Genomic DNA, 24606 nt, shown 5'->3' with positions numbered 1-24606 from the left:
GGGCCTAGTTCGTTGCAGCCAGCGTCTTGATCGGGAGGTTGCCCGCCAGGTGGGCAGGCCGGCAGCCGGCGAACAGGTCCAGCCCCGGCGCATAGACCCGCGTCTGCACGCTCAGCAACCCCAGCATGGAATGGAACAGGTTGTCCTGGCTCAGCGGTGCGTTGCGCGCGTGCTCCAGGCAGGTCATGTCGAGCCCCGTGCTCTTCTGGTATGACGGCGACAGCCAGACCAGCAGCGGTACGTGTTTCTGCTGATCGGGCGCGAGCATGTACGGGGTGCCGTGCAGGAACAGGTTGTATTCGCCCAGTGATTCGCCGTGGTCCGACAGATAGACCATGGCGGTGTCGACGCGGTCCTGGTTCTTGCGCAGGGTGTCGATCAGTTGCGCGAGGACGTGGTCGGTGTAGAGCAGGGTGTTGTCGTAGGCATTCACGATGCTGTCGCGGCTGCATTGGTCCAGTGCGTTGCTTTTGCACACCGGCGAGAAACGCTCGAAGGCCGCTGGGTAGCGCTTGTAGTATTCCGGGCCGTGGCTGCCCATCTGGTGCAGGACCAGCACGGTGTCCTGATCGAGATGATCGATCGTGTTCTGCAGGCCTTGCAGGAGGATTTCGTCGCGGCACTCGTGGTCGGCGCACAGCGCAGGGTCCTTGGCGCTGCTGACGTCTTGCACCGTGGCGCTGGCGCAGGTGCCTTTGCAGCCGGACTGATTATCGCGCCAGATCACCTGCACGCCAGCCCGCTTGAGCACATCGAGCAAGCCCTCTCGATTGCTCACCGCCGCAGCGCTGTAGCCTGCACGGCCGAGGTTGGAGAACATGCAGGGCACCGACACGGCGGTTTCCGTGCCGCAGGAATGCATGTCGGTAAAGGCCAGCAGGCCTTGCTCTTTGCTCAGTTCAGGATTGGTCTGGCGACCATAGCCCAGCAGGCTGAAGTTTTCCGCGCGGGCGCTTTCACCCACCACCAGCACGGTCAAGGATTTGCGCGCCTGCGGGCTGACTGTTCGGGCGCGCACGGCATCTTCACCGACAGGGGTGAACGGCGTCTGTGCGGTGGCCCATTGCTCACGCAGGTAATTGACCGATGCGCCGATATAGTTGCTGGGTACCACCAGCAGCCGAAGTTCATGGTGGTTGCGCAACATTGACGACAACCCCTGGTAGTTGATCAAGCCCGCTGCCGTGATCAGTGCAGCGCAAGCGGCTGTAACCAACGCCTTGCTGAACAGGCTGGGTAATACCGCGCGGTAGTTGATGGGCGTTCGCCAGAGCAGTGCCGACGGTAATACGCCTAATAGCACGATATAAGTAAAGAGTGTCGGGGAGAGTAGGTCGCGTACTTCTGTGGCATTGGTTTGCACAGTATTACGTAACATGCCCACGTCGATCATGATGCCATAGCGATTCATGAAATAAGTGACACCGGCACTGACCATGAACAGTGTGATCACTACCGGTTTCAACAGTTTTGGCAATGCCAGCCAGGTGAGTATCGCCGTGAACACACCGAACAGCATGACGGCGAACGCCATGGCCGGCTGCCAGCCCGCGCCGCCCGAACCGGTGATGCTATCGAGGTGTTGCCAGAGCGGCAGGTTGAAGGCTGCCAGGAGAAACCCACTGGCAAGTACCGTCACGACTTCAGGGCGCACAGGTTTGATGTTGAGCATGGGAGTACTTTCAGAAAAGGGAGAGGAGCAGAGGCGCGAGCCGTTCTTGGATGGCGCTGACTCTATGCCGCCAATCATCAAGTTTTCGTGAAAGCTTTTTGCAGAAAGTGTAATTGTTTTTAGGGAAATTATTAAAGTCTGTGCGCACTTTATGAATGATTATTTAGAATCTTCTGCGACACCCTTTTAAACGGATTTTTTACAATCTTTTCACTCCTTGGGCAGACCTGTCGAACTAATGTCGCGCCGAAATCGATCCACGGTCTTTGCGCGGCAATCCTGAGTGACTGCGCGCCTTTCGACGGCAGCCGAAGCCTTTCGCCGAGCGCTGCGTCATTTCCTTTGTTAGCGGAGTTTCTGCATGGCTATCGCGTTTTCGTCCACTGCCTCGCGGCCGTTCAATTTTCGCCTGGCGCTGGGCATTCCTCTGCTGTTGATGGGGTTGATGCTGTTGTTCGACATGACCCCCATCGACTTCCAGCTGGCCCATCTGTTCTACCAGCCCGGCACAGGTTTCATTGGCCGCAACAGCTACTGGCTGGAAAACATCCTGCATGACCGCGTCAAGCAGGCAGTGATCGTGCTGGCGGTGCTGCTGTTCGTGGCCTTTGTGGTCAGCTGGTTTCATCCACCGCTGCGCCAGTGGCGCAGGGTCTTGGGTTATGTAGTGCTGGCTTTGAGCCTGACCACCTCGGTGGTGATGCCGCTGAAGATCGCCACGGGCGTGCATTGCCCCTGGAGCCTGAGTGACTTCGGCGGCAGCGAAACCTATACGCCATTACTCGCCCACCGCGCCGAAACCCTCAAGCCTGGTCTGTGCTGGCCAGGCGGCCACGCCTCCACTGGTTTCTCGCTGCTGGCGCTGTTCTTCGCGCTGCGTGACCGCCGGCCCAGGGCGGCGCAGGTGGCGCTGGTGCTGGCGCTGAGCCTGGGTGCGGTACTGTCACTGGGACGCATGGCCCAAGGGGCGCATTTCCTGTCGCACAATCTCTGGACGCTGTTGATTGACTGGATGATCTGCGTGCTGTGCTATCGCGCGCTGGTGTATCGACCCGCAGGTGAGCGAGCGAGAGGGGAGGGCTTGCGCGGGGCGGTGCGCATCGGGCGCTGAACGATCCTGGCGCACTTTGATGGTTTGCCTTCGGAAACGACAAAGCCCCCTGATGGGGGCTTTGTCGTGGTGCAACACGCAGCGGCTTACACGTTAAACCGTATATCTGGCCTATGGGGCCCAAAATCAATGGGTTTCACGTGCGGATGATAAAAATATAGTCACCTCCATATACACTTTGGTGCTTGCTACCTTTTCGCAACCGTTAGCTGCCCCCGTCCCCACACCGCCTTTGATGGAGCCTGTGAACCACGGATTTTCGAGCACGAAAATAATAAAGCCGGAATCCGTGACCTGGGAATGCCCTCTGCTGACACTGCATGCAATTGATAGAGCGCAGAGGTAGCCATGCAGATCATTCGCCGCAAAGCCGTTTGCAAAAAACTAGGGGGCATAAACCCTTCCACACTTTGGCGTCTTGAGCGGAACGACCCGTCCTTCCCGGCCTCGGTGCAACTGAGCGGCGGGATAGTAGGCTGGTTCGAGCATGATCTTGATCATTGGCTCGAGTCCAAAACAGCTAAACGACACTCGACAACCGAATCCGCCGCTCGGCAGACCCCCTGAATGCAGAAGCCCGCTTTGGCAAGCGGGCTTCTGGTGACTACAGCAGGGGTGTGGCGCGTTCCTCAGCTTGGCGGTTGAGGGACGACATTACGATGTAGCTATCGACTAGTTAGCATCCTAGCTCCCATCCCTGCTGTTCGCAAGTAGGTGTGCTTTGACGCACAGAGGCGATGTGCCCGATGGAAAATTCAAAAAAGCTGAGTCCGATGTTTCATCGTCTTGAAGGTGGGAGCAAGTCATATGCACTCAATCGGATTAGACAGATTGTTCAGTACAACCCAGGGTGCTTTGGAGGTGAGGGATGACCCTCCACAAAGCCGCGAGGCTTTCGCCTTCCGATCCCCACTCTGCACTGCGACGCCCCGTGCGGAATATGCCTGCCCAGTACGCAGCCCCTAGACACCTCTCCAATCAGCAGCTCAAGAATCCGCTCATCCGTTCAGCGTACGAGCGTCTTAGCAACATCGTCAGCTACCGAGGTCAGTATCTGCGTCGGCTTGATACCGTGCACGGTGATCGACGTACTCGTGTTGAAAAATTTCAAGTGATCGAGCGAGTTGCTGAGCAATTGCTGGTGCGGTTGGACTTGGCCACCGGAGTACTCGGGTTCATCGATCCTGAGTCCGGGCGCTATGTGCTCAATACCCAACGCAAAATTGCCGAAGACTCCGAAGGCGTCTCCTCACCGGTGCTTTGTCGGCTGTTCAAGACGCTTGACGAGGCTGGCTATGTGTATCGTCGAATTGAGCGAATCCGCCTTGATGAAAAAGACGATAGCGGGCTGAATTTGGTTCGTACCCGCGTTCTGATTCGCTTTACCAAACAGTTCTGGAAAGACTTGGGCCTGGCCTACGTCTTCGAGCGCGTTCAGCACTCGGCCAAAAAGAAGCGTGAGGCGCAACTGCGTGAATTGGGCCAACGTCGACAGGCAGACATGGAACGTCACTCCAAGGAACTGCTGCGGCGTGAGGTATCGCGCAAGCGCTGGCAAGCCAAAGAAGCACGGGACGGTGATGCTGCCCGCACGAAAGAGTCTCGGTCGGCGTCCCCAAGGCAGGACTCTCCGCCAAGTCGCAAGGGATCTAACGATTTGACGAGTGCTCTAGAGCGACTTGTGGCGTCGGTCGCCAAGAAAGCCGGATAGGCCACTTCAGCCTTCTCAGTTTGTATCCGCTTTGGCGGAGGCTTCGTCGCGCCTGCGATTTGGTGGCCTGTGGCGAAGAGGCGGTGTCCCCCACGAATCTCAGGCCCACGTGTGCTGAAAAGACACAGATTTGTCCCTCGTTTGCACTTGCGTTGGTAATAGCCTTGAAATTAATGGAATTTTATAGCCCTGTCAGTAACCACCTTCGGTAAAAGAAAGAGCTTTCCGAGGTGTTGAAACCTCGAAGAGCAGTAATGCACCGCGCACTTCGTGCCTATGGCACAGCGCGGAATTGAGCCCTCACGACAGCGTGACAGCCCGTCTAAGCGGCACAGGTGGATGAAGCTCACCTGCCCTGGCCTGCGGCCACCCCTTCGGGGCGCTAAGACCCGGATAAATCGTCCCAGTCCGGCAAGCCGGCCCAGGACTCAACCGGGCGCGTTTGCGCGCTGGCTTAGTTAAAAAAACATGAAGCTTTGCGCCGTTATGCCTTCAGTGAGGTCATGCTCACGGGCGGCGCCAGGCGGCATCCCTCTGGGCTCCATTGAGCTGGGCGGCGAAGCGGGGATAGCGTAGCAATCCCGGCGTTGTCGTCCGGCCGACAACGAGCGAGCGAGGCGTCAGGTCTCACGCGCGACCGGACTCAGTGAAGAATTGTTAGTGTTTCAGCGTGGATAACTTAACGAGGAGGGATGAGCAATCGCTGCCGTTGGCTCAACTTACGGCGTAACGAAAACTCAATTCGGCCGCTTACTAAAAGCGTTGCTGAAAGGGAGCCGAGGCATCTATACATACTTAAGCTAATTGCGCATGCGTGTTATGTATGGTATGTTATGTAACATAGGCGCTATAAGCTAATAGGGTAATTTACAAAATGGCTAAAGGTAATTCTGGTCGTGTGGTGATCGAAATCGATCCGGACTTTAAGCGCAGTCTTTACTCTGTATTGGCTGCTGATGGGGTAACACTGAAGCATTGGTTTATTGAAGCTGCTGAAAAGCACGTCACTGAACGAAATGCGTTCGTTTCGGGTACTGGGAATACGGCTGTATCCAAAGCGGTGAAAAAATGAATTTTATGGTTAATGAAACAGAGCAAAAACTACGAGGTGGATATTACACTCCCCTTGATATAGCTACGTTTCTGGCTCGTTGGGTTCAGCAATCTGGCGCAAAAATCGTTCTTGAGCCCAGTTGTGGTGATGGGGTTTTTCTGAAGGCTTTTGATAGTGTGGGTTTTTCAAAAAGCTCAATTGTCTCAGCTTTTGAACTAGATTTTATAGAGGCGGCCAAATCAAGGTCATTATCAGATGGCTTTGAGTTCAAAACAGATGTAGTTAATGCTGACTTTCTAGCATGGGCTCTTCCGCGATTAGGTGGAGACAAAGAACAGTTTGATGGTGTAGTGGGAAACCCCCCATTTATCCGATATCAATACTTGCCAGAGTTATTTCAGGCTACGGCTGAAAAAGTTTTTAAGATGCTTGGCTGCAAGTTTACAAAGCACACAAATGCGTGGGTGCCTTTTGTTCTAGCGTCCATTGCTTTGTTAAAGCCAGGCGGTCGTTTAGCCATGGTACTGCCCTCCGAGTTGATACATGTACTTCATGCGCAGTCACTGAGGACTTTTCTCGCCAAAGAATGTAAGAAGTTAGTGATCATCGATCCAGAGGAAATCTGGTTTGAGGGCACACTACAAGGCGCAGTCATTCTTATGGCTGAGAAAAAAGCTAACATTTCACAGCCTAATGAAGGGCTTGGGCTGCTGCCTGTGACTGGTCGCAGTTTTTTGAGTGAGAATCCCCAAGCTGTTTTTGATAGAGCAGAACCTGTGACTGGGAAAGCTTTGGGTGGAAAGTGGACCATTGCTTTCCTGAAACCATCAGTGAGGGATTTACTGGATGAGGTTGAGACTTTGCCCAGAATAGATCGCTTCAAAGATGTTGCCGAGGTCGATGTTGGAATAGTCACTGGTGCAAATAAATTTTTCTTGGTTGATGACGAAACTGTAGAGAAATTTGGTCTGCAGCGCTGGGCTCACAAAATGTTCGGTCGCAGTGAGCACTGTCCAGGTATAATTTACGATGAATTCCAGCATTTACAAAACCGTGATCGTGGGCTTCCATCAAATTTTCTTTGGTTTCCTGAGGGAAGCGCTAATTATCATGCAGAAATAGCTGCTTACATAAGTTATGGCGAGTCTCAAGACTTGCAAAACCGATATAAGTGTAGTGTGCGGCGATGCTGGTATACGGTTCCATCCGTTTATACCACGGATATTGGAATGTTGAAGCGTTGCCATGACGCACCCCGTCTAATACTAAATGAAGCGAAAGCTTACACAACTGACACGGCTTATAGAATTAGATCTTTACAGCAGCCAGCGGAGGGGATTGTTTCTGCCTTTGTTAATCCATTAACCGCGTTAAGCGCTGAGCTAGAAGGGCGCACATATGGTGGTGGTGTATTAGAATTAGTGCCTTCTGAGATTGAAAAGTTAATCATAGTTTCGCCCAAACATCAGATATCAACTCTTAAAGCACTAAATGAAAATGTTAAAAGAACCTCTATGCGTAACGCGATCTTAACTCACGGTTGTGAGGTATTGAGGAATGCTGGATTGCATATTTCACAGGTCGAGGACATCGCATCTGCTTGGGTCTTTATGCGGAATCGTCGGCAAAGGGTTTCGCAAGACGGCTAAAATACTTCTCCCAAACTATTTGCATCATCCTCGTTCGGTTCACACCGAACGAGCGCATTAATACAATAACCTACTTAGGTGCTACCTTGTATAAGGGCTTGTGCCTACCCTCATCGTAAAGTAGTTCTGATTAGATCCAACCTAACGCAATAGCGCATCAAATTAGCCCGCAGCTATAGGTCGAAATCTTTGAGGGCTGATTCAATCTCAGTAAGGTACTTGTCAGAAGTTCGAAATCCCAAACCTCAGTCGGGTTAGCCTGTCGGGCTCTCACGATCGTCGGCGGAAGGCGCGCCATCCGCTGTTGCTCTCCCTAGGCCGCCCCCGGCGGATAACGTTCCAGTGTCCGCTGCCCTGAGGCTTTGGCTGTGGATGACCTTAGCAAGCTTGTACGGCACCCTAGTACGGCATACTCTTCCGAGCGTGAGGATCGCTTGCTACTGACAACGCCAGCGAGCTGCACCTCGGCCGGCCGCCTGGATGGCGGGTAGCCAGATCAGTAACATTCGTTCTGAAAACTTCGGATTCTTGTAACATCCGAGATAAATGCCAACTATAAGGAGCTAAAATGCCGTTAGTAATGGTTTGGGAAAAGAAGAATATCCCCCGTGGTGATCTACAGTTGCTAACTAAATCTAACGCATCTGGTGTGTTGCGGTTAACGCAAGCTGGCTATGGGATTGATCAAACGACTTATTTCCGTAACACTGTCTTCGCAAAGTTAAACTGGCAGCCTGTAGATGACAAAGAAATGGCTAGTGCTAGCTTTAATCTTGTTATCGAGGGGCGACCTTTTGGTATATATTCGTTAGACTTGAGTCATAAGCCTTCATGGGAGTCTGATCAGGGTAACTATACAACAGGTTTGCATTGGGGAAATGCTGTGGGTGTGATCAAAATTGAAGGGCTGATTGGTAAGACTCTTACCCTTTATGAAGCCCAGAATGAAAACTATCAATACCAAATAAATATCTCATAGTAATTTATGAGGTTGGGGCGAACTACAAGGTTTCGCCCCAAACCTTTCTCAGAGGGAGCGGTAAATTTCTTTAACAGAAGGTATATGTTTATCGAAATCACCTAAGTCAAACAATTGTTGGATGAGAAGACCCATTTTCTCACACATCGTTTCGAATTGGCGTTGCAGAATTATTTGAGTACGCTCTGTAGACCTAGAAATTTCAGCGTAACGTTTGTTCATTTCTAATTGTAGGTCTGCAATTCGATCATGCTTGGCTTTCTGGCTGGCGTCGTCGAAATCTATTTTAGGAATGGGCATGCGTGTTTGAACTTTAGTCCCGCGAGCGACAAAACCGCCTCTGAACACTTCGCCATAGATAGACGCAAACCATTCTAAATACTTGGATGACAAAATAGCCTGTATATAATAAATGGAATAGTTACAAGAAGTAGGTACGTTTATTATGCTGTAACCTGCGGTCCCTCCTGATGATACAAAAGTTTGATGTTCATCTATCGAGTATTTGTAGCCGTTTGACAACACCCCTACTATCAATTTTTTGGGGACATCACAGTTTTCAAGGCCTTGACTGCGGCCATATCTATACCATTCATTTGGAGTGGCAGGGTCTGGCTTGATTGATCGCTTTCCGTTATCCAAATGCTTTTGCAGTTTTTCAAGGAAAGTAAACATCTTAGGGTAGCGTGTTTTCATATCATCATATTTAACAAATTGTATGGCGTTGGATTTTTTTACGTAGGGATATATTACAAATGCGTTGGGTTCGACATCTTTATATGTATAGAAATGCTCATCGCCTGTGCGCTGGGTTTCAAAGTAAGGCCTGGTAAGCTCTTTTTCAACGCAGTATGTCTCTCCGTCATATGTGAAATAGATATCACCGTTTTCTGATTTTATCTCTTTGTGAACATAAAACTCGTTAGCGCTTGTTTGAATCCCATTAGCGATCGCTTTCTTCCCAAGGATCGTTCCCAATAACTCAGATTTACTATACATCAGTTGTAAAATTTCATTTGTCTCTTTTTCGAGAATCCAGGTATCTGAGTCAAGTTTAGCTGAGTCATAGGTGATTGCATCTGCGAAACTCTCTTCGCGAGTAAGCCACTTCCTGTAGTCTTTCACCTCGTAAAAATCAAAGTTTGTTTGTTTGGATTTCTTCAAAAAAAGTAAGCAGGTGTAAGTAGTTTTATCCTTAAATACCTGGCTAGCGCCAAACGAGATAAGTTTGCTAAGGTATTTTTGCTCTGTAAGAAGTTTTCGTAAGCCCTGGCCCGCCCCTACTTTGGTAAACTTGGAAGGAAGGATATAGCCTAGAAAGCCTTCATCTTTTAGTAGTTGCATAGAGCGCTCAACAAATAGGAAGTATTTGTCAAACTGCTTATGTGCCGATTTATACTTGTTTTTGTAGATTGGTAGCTCCAGGGGGGTGAGCTGTTTCATATGCTCAGTTGCCATATAGGGAGGGTTGCCTATGATGACGTCAAACCGATGTTCAATATTGAAAGGATTAACAGTAATCGCGTCAGTAGTTTTGATGTTGTCACTTGAGTCAATCAAGCTGTTGCCAAACAAAATATTGTTATCGATGTTTGGTAAAATTGATGTATTTAACTCAATTGTGTCCTTTGACTCACCTTCAAGGAGCTTTAAAAGTAGGCCGAATGAGCAAGCTTTAACCGCGTTGAAATCTTTGTCGATGCCGTATATACATTTCGTCAGGATTTCTTTTTTTACACATAGTTTTAATTTGAAGCTGTGGGGTGTAAGTTGCTGAAGCTTGCTCTTGTCATGGACGATGTAGTAATCAATAAGAATATCTTGTAATGCCTGGAACAGTTCAAGAAGAAAAGCACCTGAGCCACAGGCTATATCAGCAAATTTTGAATTTAAAATTTGTTCGTCCGTTTTGTTTCTGCAAAACTCAACGGCAGAATTTCGGATTATATCTCGTACAATGTGACCGGGCGTTGTAACCACATCTCTGTCGATATGGTCCTTTTTAGGCTGTAACTCAATTTTACCATCAGCGTTAATTCGTATTCTTTCACTTAGAAAAACCTCATAAATATTCCCTAAGATTTCGGATGAGAATACTGAGAATGAATATGTGCTTTGAGGGAAATATAGTTCCTCAATTATCGGCCAGATGCAAGAGTCAGCGTTGTTTATTAGAGTGTTTATGTGTGATAAGGCAAATAATCCAGAGTTGTATTTCTTGTCAGAGTTTCTGAGCTTTTGGATTAGGGACTTAAAGTCTTTGGTTTTAGCCAGAAGATAAAGGGTTTCGTAATCTTCAAGGTCTCGATCTTCACAAACTCTGAGAAATACAATGCTATTTATATAGTTCTGGGTTAAGTCGTTTAGCTCTTCCTCGCTTAGCTCGGGTTTTATCGTGATAAATTCACTGGCAAGAATCAGACGCCATCCATTAATTTGTTGTAGGAAAAGATCGTCAACGCTAAATCGAGCAATCTGGCTTTCGATACTGGCCCATTGATCGTCGAACTGACCAGAATAAACGCTTTCTCTACCGATAAGAAGTTTGATTTCCTCAAAGTGGTCTACAAGTTCAGTGTAATGATATATTTTTATCCTAGAGTTGTTCGCAGAGTCATTTTCCGAAACTGGATGTGAGCAGTCATATATCGCTGTGTACTCAAAATTTGTCAGGACCGATATTTTGAGTTTAGCAGTGAACCCGTAGCGACGGACCTGCTTAGCTGATTCTGCGTCAACATGGATTTGGACGTGTGGTTTTTTTGCTTCAACAAAAAATTTGCGTTCGGAAAAAAGACGAAATGTATAGTCAGGTTTTTTGGTGTTGTCACCTGCCCTAACGCGTAGGCCTTCCTCGACTAACACTTCTCTCTCACTTGTCGTCTTTCCATTAGCATTCGTGATGTCCCAGCCCAAGATTGTAAATAATTGGTCTAAGAAGTCAGTTCTTAACTGAGTCTCATTGTAGCGACCAGATTGATAATGGGCTAGATTGCTTCGATATTTTTCAATTAGGTTCTGCAATTTCAGTAGTGGAGTCATTATCGTATCTTAAATTAAATTCTGTCAGGAAGCGTTCCTAGGCACGACGTGCCCAAGTTCTGATCGTGTGGGGGCCTTGAAAAGCAAGAGATTCTCAGCGGTCGACTCACTCGAAATATCACACGATGACTATATTTTGGAGATGCATCAATTTCCCAGAAAGCCGACGCTTGGGTATGAATATTTGGCAATCTTAAGATCTCCTTATCTGGTGAATGAGCATTTGGAGCGTGCTTTGGGGGGCTTATGGTGTTTTTCAATCAAAGCCGGAGGTAGATTGGGGCCCGTTTGCGTCTCTCCAGCCTACGTCCTTCGTGGCGGTGATTGTACCCTTCCTTGCGTCTTCCACGGGTGTCTGTGGAGCGATGAGGTGCAGGAACTGATGAAAATGCTTGATCCTATTTTGTGCGGTCCCCAGTTGGCGTAAGAAGACAGCCGGGGCTACCTTTGAGCTGCAAGCTCATGTGGCAAGAGCTGGTCACGCTCCCCGAGCGCTGGAGCGTGTGCATAGAATCATGAATCCAGCTAATGTTGGGGGTCAAAGTCCGCACGCAGTGGACAAGGGCAACGTATTCTATTTCGTAAATCTGGCTTCAGCGGCCACAGGCTTGGGGCAAAGAAACTTCGGCAGCTGAGTAATCAGCTGCGGCAATAAGCGATTTCACGGTTCTCAGCAATTGGGAAAGTGCTAGGATTGTAAATCCCCAGGATGTAAATAAGGAAGGTTATGAAAAAGCTATTAATAACAGATGTAGATAACACGCTTTTTGACTGGCAGCACATGTGGTACAAAAGTTTTTCGGCAATGAGTATAAAAGCTATCGAAATATCTGGAATTGATCCGGAAGTTTACTATGAAGAGTGTAGTAAATTGCATCAAAAGCATGGGACGAGCGAATACTCTTTTGTTTTAAGTGAGCTGCCATCATTCAAGATGATGTACGGAGAGAAAGTTAGAGAGGTAATGCAGCCGGCAATTCAAAAATTTAGAGAGTCACGATCTAGCACTCTTATTCTGTATCCGGGCGTGAGAGCTACTCTAGACACTTTAAAGGGGAAAGGGATAACAGTTGCTGCATTTACAGAATCGAAAGCATTTTACACCAATACTCGATTCAGAAAGCTAGGGTTGGATGAGGTTGTTGATTTTATATACTCTCCCAAAGATCACGTTCTGCCGGATGATAAGAACTCCACAACGACCGAACTGATACATACAGAGCACAGGTTCACGCCGGAAAATGAATCGAAACCTAACCCACATATCTTGCTGAGCATTATCGAAGAGCTGGGATTCAAAGCTGACGATGCTTTGTATATAGGTGACAATCTACTCAAAGATGTTTTTATGGCACAACAGGCTGGCGTAACCGACGTTTATGCTGGTTATGGTGCAGCGCAGCATAGGGAAGAAGAATATGAGTTGTTGAAGAAGGTGACGCACTGGACTAAGGAGATGGTGGAGAAGGAAAAGAATGCTCTTCGTCCCGGCGTAATTCTACCCACATATACAGCCGCTAAATCATTCAGTGAGATACTAGACATAATAGGCCTATAAATGGACGAGCTAGCAGCGAAAGTTGAAGTATGGAAAAAAATCGTGGACGTTCAGCAGCATTTCAATGACTTAGAATTGCGAATAAGAAACTTCACATTGATCGTCACGGGTGCATTCTTGGGATTGGGTGGCTACGCTATCAAGGACGGGGGGTTCGTAACAGTTGCTGGCCTCAATGTATCAAGCGCTTCCTTAATCGTTGCAGCAGCGCTTGTACCACTAATGGCATTTTACCTGATGGATAGGCTTTGGTATCACCGATTGCTTGAGGGATCCGTGACGGCGGGTATCAGTGCTGAGGGCGAACTTAACCAATCCAACATTTCAGTTAAATTAGGGACTTGTGTTTCAGCCCGTAGCCCATTTGTCATTCCATTCATAAACTTAAAGGTGCATTCAAGACACAAAATGGATGGGTTTTATGGCCTATTATTTATAGCGATAATTGCACTAGCGCTTACTCTTGGAATAGGAATCAGGCCGTCTCCTGTTCAAGCAGGATATTCACCATCGAACCCATCACACCTACTTCTCCCCAAAGAAGATATCCTTGAGGCCCGTAAAATATGCGAGAACTACACTCAACACATCCTCAGTAAAACCGTGGGTGTTCCAGGATCAGTTGTCATTGATCCTTACACTGGGAGGCAGGCGGTTTTGGTTGCTGGCCACTGGAGTATCTTGCCTCGTTGCTAAAATCCTTAATATGCACTCGATAAGTTTAATGTAAACGTCAAAGGCGTCGAGATGTTCGCCGCCTTTTATGTTACCCGCCCATTGGCCTCATGTGTCTAGCTTCGCTTCATCTTAGTCATATGGTTTAATTCTACCGTTTTGCAAAACTTATACTAATTCTATTCTTGCTCTATAACCGTGTAGTACCCTAGTCCAGTATAGCAAACTTGTCGAGCTCGCTCAAAAATCATGCGAACGTCTCCCATGCAGCTCTGCAATTGGTCCTTTTAACGCCTTGATGTTTCCGCTGTAGATTGGCTGCTCCAGTTGCTGATATTTGACGAACCTCCAGCTCGGCATCGAGGGGGGGTGTTCGCTAGTAATATGGTAACTATGTGTTAGTTGTGTGGTGGCAGTGTGGTAACAACGTGGTTGAAGTGTGGCAGCATTGTGGTAACAATGTGGTAACAATGTGGTTGAAGTGTGGTTGAAGTGTGGCAGTATTGTGGTAACAATGTGGTGAAAGTGTAGCGGCAGTGTGGTGATAGTTGTGGTTTATGTTTTTTGTTTTTTTAAAAGCACTGTTGTTGACACGTTTTTTAGTTTAGCTTAGTTTCACTAGTGGACAGGGTAGGGTTTGTCCCACCGCCGCTTCGCGTCGTTAGGCCACCGGCCCGCTCCACTCGCTGCGCTCGTTCTGCGGGCCTAACCTTTTCCCCTGCTCAGGGCTTCGCCCCGAGACCCCGCCGCAATGCGGCCAGTTAATAGCATGACCGTTTGTTGTCTAGGGGTTGTTTATGTCATCAAGTGAGAACCGTAAGCGCACAGTAAACCTCAAGTTACGCTGTTTGCCGGAAGAGGCAGACAAGATCAAAGAAAAGGCCATTGATAGCGGAGTAAGCATTTCGGAATTCCTGCGCTGCGCAGCGTTGAAACGCAAAACACGTTCGACTATAGACAGCCAAGTAATAAACGAACTGCGTCGTCTTGGAGGGCTGCAAAAGCATCTATTTACTGAGGGCGGCGGGCATACAGCTGGTGGACATGTCTCCAAAGAGTACGGCGAAATTTTGGTTAACATAAAACGCGCGATTCAGAGGATCGAGGGTTAAAAATGCTGGCGAAGGTACCCGACAAGCGCAACGATGGAAAGAGCAGCTTTAAAAGTCTGCAAAAGTACATTGAGGAGCGCGACGTTATCGACTCGGAAACCGGCGAGATTAAGGGTCGGTTGCGTCACAGGCTGTCAGTCGAGACGAACTGTTTAGACCGTGACACTGCTTGGCGTGAAATGCTGGCTGTTGCGGACATGAATGGTCGGGTTAAAGATCCGGTTTACCACGCGGTTATCTCTTGGCAGAGGGACGAGAAGCCTACAAATAGACAAGCGTTCGAGGCATGCCAGGACGCAATGAAAGCGATAGGCATGCAGGACCACCAGTTCGTTGCCGCTGTACATCGTGATACCGATAATCATCATGTACATTTAATGGTCAATCGTGTGAATCCTGAAACCTACAAAGCTGTCTACCCAGACCGGGACTTTTACAAGCTCGACAGAACAATGAGGGAGATTGAGCTTAGCCAAGGATGGAAGCATGATAATGGACCGTTTTCTGTTCATGAAAAGGACGGAAACAAGGTTGTAGATTGGGCTAAGAGTTCGGCAAAAGAGTACCGTAAGGAGCAAGCAGAGAGGCGCATACGCCGTCCTACTAAGGTCAAAGATATGGAACAGCATACAGGTAATGAGTCGCTTTACACATATGCGCAGGCTGAGCCGAAAAATGACGCTAAAGCGGTATTACAAAAGTCGGATTCTTCTTGGCAGTCCCTACATCGTGCTTTGTCTAAGCATGGTTTGGAGCTTCGGCCTACAAGTGACAAGATGAATGCGTTCCGAGTGCATAGCGCCGCAGACCCAAGAATCTGTATCAAGGCGTCCGCTATGGAGCTTGGCGGCGGTAAGCTTATAAAGCAGCTTGGCCCGTATGAACAATTTCAAATCCGGGACTTTGATCGGGACGCGGAAGAGAAGCAGATCTATAGCAAGTATCGTCCGTTGCGTGATCCAGCTAAGCGAACAGAAAACCGTGAGAAGCGAGCCGAAGAACGCGCAGAGCTGCGTGGTAAGTATGACGGGTTTGTTGATGAGTGGAAGGCCACGAAAGCCCCGGCTAAAGCTGAACTAGTCAATAGCCAGAAGCTACGGCGTAAGTCGCTCACAGATCAGTTTAATGCAACGAGGGAAGCGATCCGAACAAGCGGGTTAGATGGTAATCAGCGTAAGGCACTTACATCTGTGGCAGCGTTTACGGTTGCGGCTAAACGAGACGAATTAAAGGCTATAATTAAGGCCGAAAATACCAGTTTCAAAAAAGAGAAATGCCCCTGTTATCGAGACTGGGTGACAGATCGTGCAGAAGCTGGCGATCCAGCAGCTATAGCGCAACTTCGGGGATTTGCGTACGCAGACAAACGCAAAGGGAAACGGCAGGAAGAGTTAAATATTACAGACGTAAAACAGCCATATTTTGCGGCTACTTCGGATAGCGATCTTGACCCAGCACGGCCTGCAAGGCTTTCTGAGCGTGTTACGTGGGCCGTTGATCGTTCGAATGGTGCTGTTAACTATTCGGTCAATGATCGGTTGGCGTTCCGGGATGAAGGACAGAGGATCACTTTCAACAAGGACAGCCGCAACGATGCGGATAGCATTGAATTAGGGTTGTTGCTGGCGAAGGAGAAATTCGGCGCTGTAGCGGTGTACGGCGGGCAGGAATTCAGGGATAGAGTGCTTGCGACCGCGGTTGAGCGACGGCTGGATGTGCGGTTTGCTGATCCTGAGCTTGAACAGCAACGCAAAGACGCCATCAAGGCCGACATTGACCAGACGCGTCAGCGCTTCATAGAGGATCAACAGCAGGTCGGTGTTATCCGTGCGCAACATGAGCCCAAGAAAGCGCCCCGGCAGGCTGCTATGACGCGAGGTGAGGCGCGGCAGGCGCTATCAGCACCGGCACCGGTTCGGCCAGTCCGTGATTATGTTGAGATGGATGCTGTCGAGGCTGATGTGGCTCAGTATCGGTCTAGACTGGATCGTACACACCGGGAGTCGTGGGGCAAACGGCCAGACCCGGAGAAGGCGGGCGGCTTCATTGGCCGACACATGGCGAAGGGCAAGGCCATGCAGTGGGACAATCATTTTCGCAAGAACGTAGAGCGCCCATCAGAGGCTCGGCGCGATCACTTGAACAGCGATCATCCCGACGCTATTAAGTTAAGAGACGATGCTTGGAGTCAGGCTTTAGAAACGCATGATTCATCAGTAAATGCTTGGACAAAAAAGTGCGATTATGCGAGGCAAACGTTGATGAATACGCACGTGGATAGTGAGCCAGTAGCACTGAATCAGGACGATCAGCGAGCAGCACGGCAGACCGAAGCCCAGCGGTTGCAGCAGCGTCAGAAAGAGCAAGAGCGTGAGCGTCAGAACTCATTGAACAGGGACTCGCAGGATTTGGATATGTGAGGGTGGCACCATGCTCGATAGAATTAAGTACGTGTGGCGGTTCAACCCGGAAACGCAAGATTTCGACGATGTCTTGCCGCTCATGGTTCGTAACGACCCCGGCGCGTATTACGTCGTTCGGGACGGTTTTGGTGACTTGTGGGTGCATGATCCTTGGGGGCGTGAGTGCCATGCGAATTTTGGATATGTAGAGGTATGCGGTATGACATTCGATAGAGAGCAGTTCGACCCGGAAGGGGTCGATGGGCAGCGCACAACCGACGAGCCACCCTCGAGGTCGCTTTATTGTTCGCTCACCCCAGGGGAACTGGACGACCTGCGTACAGAAATGCGGCGCGACGGCCAATTGATGAGAGAACGGCTCGCTGTCTGGGGTAAAAAATTTTAAGGCATCTAATCAGCATCTGATTTTTTTGCGACGCAGCGTGCCTGTAACGCTTTGTAGCGTTCCACTATCCCCCGATAGGCACACTCAAGCGGGGAGCCGAGTTGTTCTAGGTTCGGCATTATGGGCATTCCTATTTCTGGGGAAGCCAATTTTGTCGAAGATGGCCGACCGCGCCCCCTTGTAGGACGATCTATCCCAGCTTTCACCATCGCACGACTGAGTGCGTCCAAAGCCAACCAAATAGCGGTTTTCTGTGCTTCATCGACGGTACACGCTTCCTCACTCAAGGCGGTAGCTGCATAGCTCAACGTAAGAGGTAAGGCATCCAGTGATGCTTCGAGCTGCTTACGTCTGAACGCAGCATCGTGGGCCGCCTTCCATGCCTTCCACTCCTCGACTTCAACCTTTGTCAGCAATTGGACTGCATGTTCTGGCAGCTTGGTATCCCATCGACTGATCGTGCAGACATAGCTTTGCTTCTGGTTGCCGCTCTCGGTCGTTTCATCGAGAAGGCGAACGCAAGCTACGGGGTTGCCAATGTACTGGATACCTAATGTTTTATTGTCTTGATACTTTAGCTTGAATCTCACTTTTCACCGTATCTGCTGGCAAATTTCGGGATGCTGGAGTCTACGTGACAGTCCTCCTTAAATACACATTATTATCTATCGCCTACTAGATGCGGTTTCAATACTGCAAAATATATTTTTTACTTTGTAAACAACTAGTTGATGGAGCTTAGTCCTTAATAAGTGGACTATAGTCCATGTCCAATTTTTGCCTGTCTTTTAAAGGATGCAGTGGGCCTATAGACTCTCTCGTGAATTCCCCCGCGAGATTTTCCAGATGGCAGGAATGCCCTTTTCACCGTGCGACACAACGGACGGCGCAAGCAGTTGCTCAGATGCAAGTGTAGGAGTACTTAGAGCAGTCTTTGGGCCGGTCATTGACGCCTTGGCACAAGGTAATGATCCAGAAACTGTTACTGCCAGTTCTAACGTGCTAGCCTCGATGTTCGTGCAATACAACTCTGGTCTGCTGATACTCGCGTCCTTATTCGTTTCGTATATCGCCGTTGTCGGCGTCGCCAACACGGCTAATGAGGGCGAAGCGATGGGGAAGGCATGGAGTTCGCTTTGGACTCCACTGCGTATCGTGTTCGGTGGTGGAGCCCTACTGCCCGCTTCAAGCGGCTATTCGATAATCCAGATCATCGTGCTGACAATTGGACTTTGGGGTATTGGTTTTGCCAACGGCGTATTCAAGGCCGGTGTTGAAAACGGGATTGTTAACGGCTCGCTCAGCAGCGTTAGTAGCCAGCTTGGATTTGGTAGTGGCGCGAAGCCTAACCCCAGTTATCCGTTGTACGACATTCGCCAGTTTGGCCAATCCTATTTGGCGTCGAGCTGGTGCGCCCGATCCCTCAATGCTATTTACGGCTCGCTTGACCAGCCTACCGCTGTACAAGCACTCTCAACCCCTGACTCCAAGGTAGATGACGGCATAGGACGACAGGCTGCGACGTATCTCATCAAAGATCGCAATACGGCCACCAACCTTGGCGGTGGCACGCCAATTTGTGGATCGATCAAGGTCTATAGCTTTAGCGTTCCTACGGAGCTGATAACAACTTCAACCTCTACTGGTTCAATTTTTGATCCTGCTACGATTACTAACAATAAGGCCGCGATGCAAGCGGTACGCCATGCCACGCTAAACGCTAAAGTCATCGCCATGAACAAGGTAATGTCTGATATTGATGCATGGGTGAACACTTGGCCCACGGATATCACCAAGACCGGATGGGATACGGTGAAGAGTGACCGCTTTAACCTAATTATCAACCAAGCCCAGAATACGCTTACTCAAAATCTAACGTCCCAAATGACGAATGATGCAACGCTACAAAGGATAATGGTTAAGTACGTCGAGGATGTAACTGAAGACGGCTGGGCAATGGCAGGGGGCTTTTATCAACGTCTCTCCGGCATTAGGCAAGAGATGGGGGCTATGTATGCAGAGCCTGTTGCAGTTGCAACGCAGCCAAACCTAAATATGCTGCCTAAAGACGCCGCGAGTCGGCTGGCATTAAATAGTTACCAAACGGTGTATCAAGCAATTATTAGCAAGTCGCTTGATGGTTCAAGCTACAAACCACCCGTAACGCCAAATGCAGCAGATATTAAAGCTGCTTTAGCTCCGGCATCGCTGGATGATTTGAATGTCGACACCTTGGGTAGCCGTGGTGACAGCATTATGAGTAACTTCATGGGCTGGGGTATGGAACGCGTTACGGCCACGCTGATTGGCACGGATGGCGATGTTGACGCAATTTCTCGGATCAAGACTACTGGTGATGTTCTGGCCCTTATGCAGGCATCTGCTATTACAACTAATCGTATCGTGCATACTGCGTTATCAGGTGCCAAGGCGGTTGCAGCTGGGGTTGGATCAGTATCGTTTTTCGGGACTAGCGTTGACGCTACCCCGCTAGCTGACACGTTGCTTGAATGGGTAATCTACAATTTCTTGAAACCACTGGTCGAAGTCGCCAGCTGGGTAGGAGTATTAGCATTTTACTTCGGTGTGTTTCTGCCGTCACTGCCCTATACCATTTTCATTATTGCCGTGGTCGGCTGGGTGCTTGGTGTTCTGCAAGCAGTTGTGGCTGCGCCACTATGGGCATTGATGCACATGACGCCAGAACGTTCGTTTGTTGGATCGCAGACCCAAGGTTATTTGATGTTGTTGTCCCTGTTTGCACGACCTGTACTGATTGTTTTTGGTTTGTTTGCAGCGATGGCGATAGCAAATCCAATTCTGCTGTACATCAGTAAAGCATTTTGGGCGATGCATGCAGCCAACGTGACCAGTGCGGAATCTTTGGGGTGGTTTGTTGAGTTCTTCCAGTGGCGCAACTGGTTAATCATGTATGGACTGCTATTGCTGCCTGTCATCTACATGATCTTTGGACTATCTCAGACTCTGCCGGATGTTGTCTTGAAATGGATCGGCATCGGCATCGACTCTATGGGGTCGACGCAGGCTACTAGTGAGATGCGAAGCAACACAGAAAAATTCGGGCCAAGCAGCTTGGGCGGCCATAGTGGCGGAACAAAGCCAATTCCCGGAGGAGGAACATCTGGCCTTCGAGATGACAGCGGTAATAACCATGGTGGTGATCGAGGTGGCCGAAAAGACGGTGGGGCTCCACTTAACATAGGCCCACAAGGCGTTGCTCCTAATATGGCTGATGAATCATTAGGTGGTGCGTCCTCTGCTGAACTCTCGACTCGGCCCGGTGGCCGAGATGATGAAAGTCTGCTGCTGGGCCCACGAGGTGGTGTTTTGCCTGAGACTTCCGCTAATCCTGCGAAATCAGATGGAAAAAATTCTTCGTCCGAAGTCAAAAAACTCAATGGTCAGGACCGTAACGCAGACGACGACAAGCCCATAATTTCTTAAAGGAATTGAAATCATGTCATATGACTTTAATGCAGAAACCACTGGGGTCATTATCGGCCGCAGGCAGGGTTACCAAAAAGGACGCAATGAAGGTTACGACGCAGGTTTTGAAGATGCAAATAGCCAATGGATCGAGGTTAATAATAAATGGAAAGCGGGCTATGCCCAGCTTAAAAAAGAAAATGAACAGCAGGCAAAGACCATAAAAGAGGCAAACTTTGCAATGTCTAGTCTTGCGATTATTGCAATGAGCACAATGCATGGCTTAGGAAATGCAAATGATAAAGAAATAAACAAAGTCGTTCTGCGCTATTGCGAGCTTTCCAAAAGTTGGTTGGATGGTGGTTATATACGCACTGCTCCCGCTCAGGAACCTGTCCTTATACAACTTTCACCTCACATTTGCGAGGTAATGCAAGGGTGGTGTGATCGAATAATCGAAGCACACAGACGAGAAAAGCTGCACATCCCGCACTGTGCCCCATCAGAGTAATTTTCGCAGCCCGTAGGCTAGTAGTCTGTACCAACGACCTTGGAGATCGGAACCATGAAACAAAGATGTGATGTAGAAGAATCGCCCTCTCAGGGCATCATGGCGGTGCTCATCGCTGTTGCTGAAAAAGTCCTAACAAATATTCCTGTAAAACGTCGCCGCAGTGCGCGTAAGGTGCTTTGAAATGACGATTTTGAAAACTGCAAAAAAGGCTGCAAAATTCACGTTCGTTTCTATGCCTCTTTCGATTTTCGGATGGCGTAACATCTCCACAAACCATCAGCATTTAAAAGACCTGGTGAACACGATCAGAAACCCGCATTGCCCTGCGTGCGACAGGGGAGTGATGTTCGTTCACAAAGACGCAGAGCCAGACAAAAATGCGCTTTACCCGTGGACTTGTTCGGGTGGCTGTGGCTTCGGCGTTTTTACCAAGCGCGATCCACACTCAATCAATGAGGTGGTGATTCCCCTCATTAGCAAAAAGGGTCGTGCCCGACTCAATGGCATGAGCGAACAAGAGCAGATGGGCTTGATCAAATCACACACACGACAATCTCGGATGTTTTGGATACTAGCTGCGCTTTGCCCTTTGATTGCCTTGTACAGCCTCGCAACAGGCGGCATGGCGATGACCTGCATTAGCATCTTGTCGATGGCCGTACCTTTCTCGATCCTTGCTATCAAGTGGAGCTATCGGGCTTGGCAGGTACACACCGGAACATTGTACGTCGAAGGCGCATTCACGCAGTTTGTGACGCGTGGCCTTTGGCTTCCAGGGGTGGAGGCATGATTGCGCATAAGTTTGTCAAAGGCGAGCTGCTGATTTTAGATCCAACATATTGGGCCGCACTCGAATACGCTGCTGATGAGTTTTTGGCTCGTGAGGCCGCGTCTCGAAAATCCCGTCGAGACAATCTCATCCGCTCCGCTCGGGCCAAAGGGGCGTTGCCCCTCTGGACGCCCCAAGTCTGCCTTGCGACGCGGCGGGTAGCTGACGGGAAAAGCACCCATCAGCTACCCTTGCAGAGGCTGGGGGCGTTACAACCGCATCAAGGGTGAAGGCTTCGCCCCGGCGCTCCGTTCATCGGGCAGGCCCGATGAGCCGGTGCGGCGGCCCTTGACCCGGCCTCCACGCGTTGTCTGGCTGATTCGAGATAGCGCCCCAGGGAACATTGGAGCCGACTTGGCTCTGGCAAACCATCTGTCATGTTCCCAATTTCAGTAAGCATATGCGTAATATGTAGACCCTCCGCGAATATCCAGAAGTACGCGCCAGACAAGGAAGCGACAATGTCCAGAAGTAGCAATCGCAAGCATACAAAATCCGATATGTTCAATATTGATGAGATACGAAAGAACGCCGTTAGCTCTATACAGTTAGGAGTGGAAGACTTTGTGATAAGTCGCGATACACCTGGAAAAACTACCAGAGCTATTTCTGCGGCTAGAAATATATACGCAGGCGTCTTGCTGCTATTCAAATATAAAATAGCGTCCCTCGCCAAAACACCCGAACAAGCCCAAGCATTGATCTACATACCAACGTCTATACTTCCTAGTATCACGGACACGGGTGACATATCTTGGTCACCAACGCCGCACGTTCGAGACACCATAAATACAGGGATGATTAAGGCAAGGCTTGAAAGCTTAGGTGTTAGTCACGACTGGCAGGCAATCCTGCCTTTGCGCGACTGTCGGAATGCTTTGGAACACCTTCATCCTACCGACCCTATCAGCAGCATCCAAGCCTCTATAGCGGCACTTTTCCCCATGCTTAGTCGGTTCATCACAGAGGAGCTAGGGGAAACTCCAGCAGCCTTGCTCGGGGACGCTTGGCCAACGATGCTTGCCACGCATGACTTTTACAAGGAATGCGAGAACCAAATAAAAAAAGAATGGATTGCAATTAACTACCCTCCTTCCGCGATAGAGTTCTTGCGCGGCTGTTGTTGCCGAGCATGTTATTCCTCACTGCTTGGCCCCATGCAAGAGGATGTAGATAACCTTGTCCCAATTGACACAACAGATTTTCGCTTGCAATGTATTGCGTGCAGTCAAACAGAATCAGCGATCGAGTTTCTAGAAGATAATTTCTCAGACTTACATGAAGACCCTTTCGAACACACAGAACCCTCTGTTGTACAAGAATGCAATGCGTGTTTGACCCGCATGTATTTGATAACCGATTCAACATGCCGCTGGTGCAGATACAAAACTGTATGGCCGAAGTGCGCTGGCTGCGAGAAACCGATTACAGAACATGTTGCAAATGAAGGAGGCCGACTGTGTGATCGATGCGCTGAAGATGAGTGGCTTGATCGTCGGCGCTAAGACACTAATCAAACGTCTGGGCAGATTTCGGGTTTTGCGCTTACGGAATTTGCCTGCCACGAGCGCGTAGGTGGTTTTGGTAAGGCATTAAAAACTTGATTGCCCTAAGGGCTAATTCATGTGTCCGTGCTTTCAATTATCCACAGCCCTTAGTTTTAGGATTGGTTGTGGTTGGACTTGCCTGTTAGATATATTTGAATGCTCTTTACCTTCCCTATGAGTTTCAAGAGCGTCAACGGTAAGGGACATAGCGTAGTGCAGCTGGTTAATGTATGGTGTCATTATCTCTCTAAGTTCTAGGAGTGCCTTCGTTTGTATGACTATTTGTTCTACCAGTGGTTTTCCAAGTTTTATGAGTGATACAGTCAAACTCCAGTCCAAGTTATTACTATTTGATGAGTGGAGGGCGAGCATTACGCACCTCATGGCCGCAGTCGCGTTGCCTTGGATGTCTGGTAGATATTGCACACTTTCGTTTGGCTGGATGTAGGCAGATGTTGAAACGAAATCATTTCTAATACTTGTTGATATTTCGTATTCCTGTAGTTTGGTTATCAAAGGTCGTGCATATAAGGCACGTAACATTTTGGTTTTTCTTGCATAGTTGCTCGTGTCTTCTACTCTGTGCTGAGCTATTATTTCCAGCTCTTGGGCCATTTTTTTTAGGTTTGTAGTTCGTTCGCTTAGGTCTGATTTTTCAGAGTTTGTGAGGTTAAATACGTCAATGTCATGCTTGTTTAATAGTGTTAATGAGTGTGCAAGTCGTTTAGCGTCAGAAGCTGCTTTCGCCAATGCTCTTAGCCGGATTTGAGTATCACTTTTATCGAGAACAATAAGCCCATCTTTTTGCTCTGTTAGAAATCTTATTAAGGATTCCTTTCTGTCCGGCGATAGATGATCTAAAGATGGATGCATTAAGATGCTTTCGATCAGTAGACTG

The 24606-nt window shown here is 49.1% G+C and carries 19 protein-coding genes; 15 read left to right on the top strand and 4 right to left on the bottom strand.

All coding sequences use genetic code 11. The annotated features are described in order from the left end of the window. Positions 1–4: 4 nt before the first annotated feature. On the bottom strand, positions 5–1672 hold the full coding sequence (locus tag RT028_RS00905) for a phosphoethanolamine--lipid A transferase (RefSeq protein WP_312931370.1): 1668 nt from the start codon (positions 1670–1672) through the stop codon (positions 5–7). A gap of 361 nt (positions 1673–2033) precedes the next feature. Here RT028_RS00905 and RT028_RS00900 point away from each other — a divergent pair, with 361 nt between their 5' ends. The 6 genes from RT028_RS00900 (at position 2034) to RT028_RS00875 (ending at position 8176) form a co-directional block, all read left to right on the top strand. Next, a complete protein-coding gene (locus tag RT028_RS00900) occupies positions 2034–2783 on the top strand; it encodes a phosphatase PAP2 family protein (protein WP_312931367.1) in 750 nt (249 codons plus the stop codon). Between the two features lie 348 nt (positions 2784–3131). Beyond that, positions 3132–3350, top strand: coding sequence for a helix-turn-helix transcriptional regulator (locus tag RT028_RS00895; RefSeq protein ID WP_004642391.1), 219 nt, complete (start codon positions 3132–3134; stop codon positions 3348–3350). A 373-nt stretch (positions 3351–3723) separates the two neighbouring features. Then, positions 3724–4494, top strand: a complete 771-nt coding sequence (locus RT028_RS00890; protein ID WP_044324966.1) for a hypothetical protein — start codon at positions 3724–3726, stop codon at positions 4492–4494. 874 nt (positions 4495–5368) lie between these two features. Further along, positions 5369–5566 (top strand): hypothetical protein, encoded by a 198-nt coding sequence (locus RT028_RS00885; protein WP_080164426.1) that lies wholly within the window; start codon positions 5369–5371, stop codon positions 5564–5566. Further along, positions 5563–7197 (top strand): Eco57I restriction-modification methylase domain-containing protein, encoded by a 1635-nt coding sequence (locus RT028_RS00880; protein ID WP_312931359.1) that lies wholly within the window; start codon positions 5563–5565, stop codon positions 7195–7197. Before RT028_RS00885 ends, RT028_RS00880 begins: the two co-directional genes overlap by 4 nt. 568 nt (positions 7198–7765) lie before the next feature. Then, positions 7766–8176 (top strand): hypothetical protein, encoded by a 411-nt coding sequence (locus tag RT028_RS00875; protein ID WP_312931357.1) that lies wholly within the window; start codon positions 7766–7768, stop codon positions 8174–8176. Between the two features lie 48 nt (positions 8177–8224). On the opposite strand, the gene RT028_RS00870 is transcribed toward RT028_RS00875, so the two are convergent. Further along, positions 8225–11218 carry an Eco57I restriction-modification methylase domain-containing protein gene (locus RT028_RS00870; RefSeq protein WP_312931354.1) on the bottom strand — a complete coding sequence of 998 codons (2994 nt, stop codon included), beginning with the start codon at positions 11216–11218 and terminating at the stop codon, positions 8225–8227. A gap of 727 nt (positions 11219–11945) precedes the next feature. On the opposite strand from RT028_RS00870, the gene RT028_RS00865 reads away from it, so the two are divergent. The 5 genes from RT028_RS00865 to RT028_RS00845 all read left to right on the top strand — a co-directional run bounded on the left by RT028_RS00865 (position 11946) and on the right by RT028_RS00845 (position 17371). After that, positions 11946–12776, top strand: coding sequence for an HAD-IA family hydrolase (locus RT028_RS00865; RefSeq protein WP_312931353.1), 831 nt, complete (start codon positions 11946–11948; stop codon positions 12774–12776). Beyond that, positions 12777–13472 (top strand): hypothetical protein, encoded by a 696-nt coding sequence (locus RT028_RS00860; protein ID WP_312931351.1) that lies wholly within the window; start codon positions 12777–12779, stop codon positions 13470–13472. Between the two features lie 776 nt (positions 13473–14248). Then, positions 14249–14563, top strand: coding sequence for a plasmid mobilization protein MobA (mobA, locus tag RT028_RS00855; protein ID WP_005768895.1), 315 nt, complete (start codon positions 14249–14251; stop codon positions 14561–14563). 2 nt (positions 14564–14565) lie between these two features. Further along, on the top strand, positions 14566–16983 hold the full coding sequence (gene traI, locus RT028_RS00850; protein WP_312931347.1) for a TraI/MobA(P) family conjugative relaxase: 2418 nt from the start codon (positions 14566–14568) through the stop codon (positions 16981–16983). Between the two features lie 10 nt (positions 16984–16993). Next, positions 16994–17371, top strand: a complete 378-nt coding sequence (locus RT028_RS00845) for a hypothetical protein (RefSeq protein ID WP_312931345.1) — start codon at positions 16994–16996, stop codon at positions 17369–17371. 5 nt (positions 17372–17376) lie between these two features. Here the strand turns inward: RT028_RS00845 and RT028_RS00840 are convergent, their stop codons facing one another. Next, the gene (locus RT028_RS00840; RefSeq protein ID WP_312931342.1) at positions 17377–17961 is read right to left on the bottom strand and encodes a hypothetical protein; all 585 of its coding nucleotides are present in this window, start codon (positions 17959–17961) and stop codon (positions 17377–17379) included. A gap of 265 nt (positions 17962–18226) precedes the next feature. Between RT028_RS00840 and RT028_RS00835 the strand changes: the two genes are divergently transcribed. The 4 genes from RT028_RS00835 to RT028_RS00820 are packed head-to-tail and all read left to right on the top strand — an operon-like array spanning position 18227 to position 22122. Further along, positions 18227–20836, top strand: coding sequence for a DotA/TraY family protein (locus tag RT028_RS00835; RefSeq protein WP_312931341.1), 2610 nt, complete (start codon positions 18227–18229; stop codon positions 20834–20836). 13 nt (positions 20837–20849) lie between these two features. Beyond that, on the top strand, positions 20850–21329 hold the full coding sequence (locus tag RT028_RS00830; protein WP_312931339.1) for a hypothetical protein: 480 nt from the start codon (positions 20850–20852) through the stop codon (positions 21327–21329). Positions 21330–21383: 54 nt separating this feature from the next. Further along, positions 21384–21512 carry a hypothetical protein gene (locus tag RT028_RS00825; protein ID WP_259638484.1) on the top strand — a complete coding sequence of 43 codons (129 nt, stop codon included), beginning with the start codon at positions 21384–21386 and terminating at the stop codon, positions 21510–21512. Between the two features lies 1 nt (position 21513). Beyond that, entirely contained in the window at positions 21514–22122 is a 609-nt protein-coding gene (locus RT028_RS00820) for a hypothetical protein (protein ID WP_312931335.1), read from the top strand. A 1676-nt stretch (positions 22123–23798) separates the two neighbouring features. On the opposite strand, the gene RT028_RS00815 is transcribed toward RT028_RS00820, so the two are convergent. After that, positions 23799–24581, bottom strand: a complete 783-nt coding sequence (locus RT028_RS00815; RefSeq protein WP_312931333.1) for a hypothetical protein — start codon at positions 24579–24581, stop codon at positions 23799–23801. Positions 24582–24606: the final 25 nt, after the last annotated feature.

The organism is Pseudomonas sp., from assembly GCF_032058845.1.
GTDB lineage: Bacteria > Pseudomonadota > Gammaproteobacteria > Pseudomonadales > Pseudomonadaceae > Aquipseudomonas.
The sequence above is the reverse complement of the archived record's forward strand: the minus strand, read 5'-3'. Positions and strand labels throughout refer to the sequence as shown.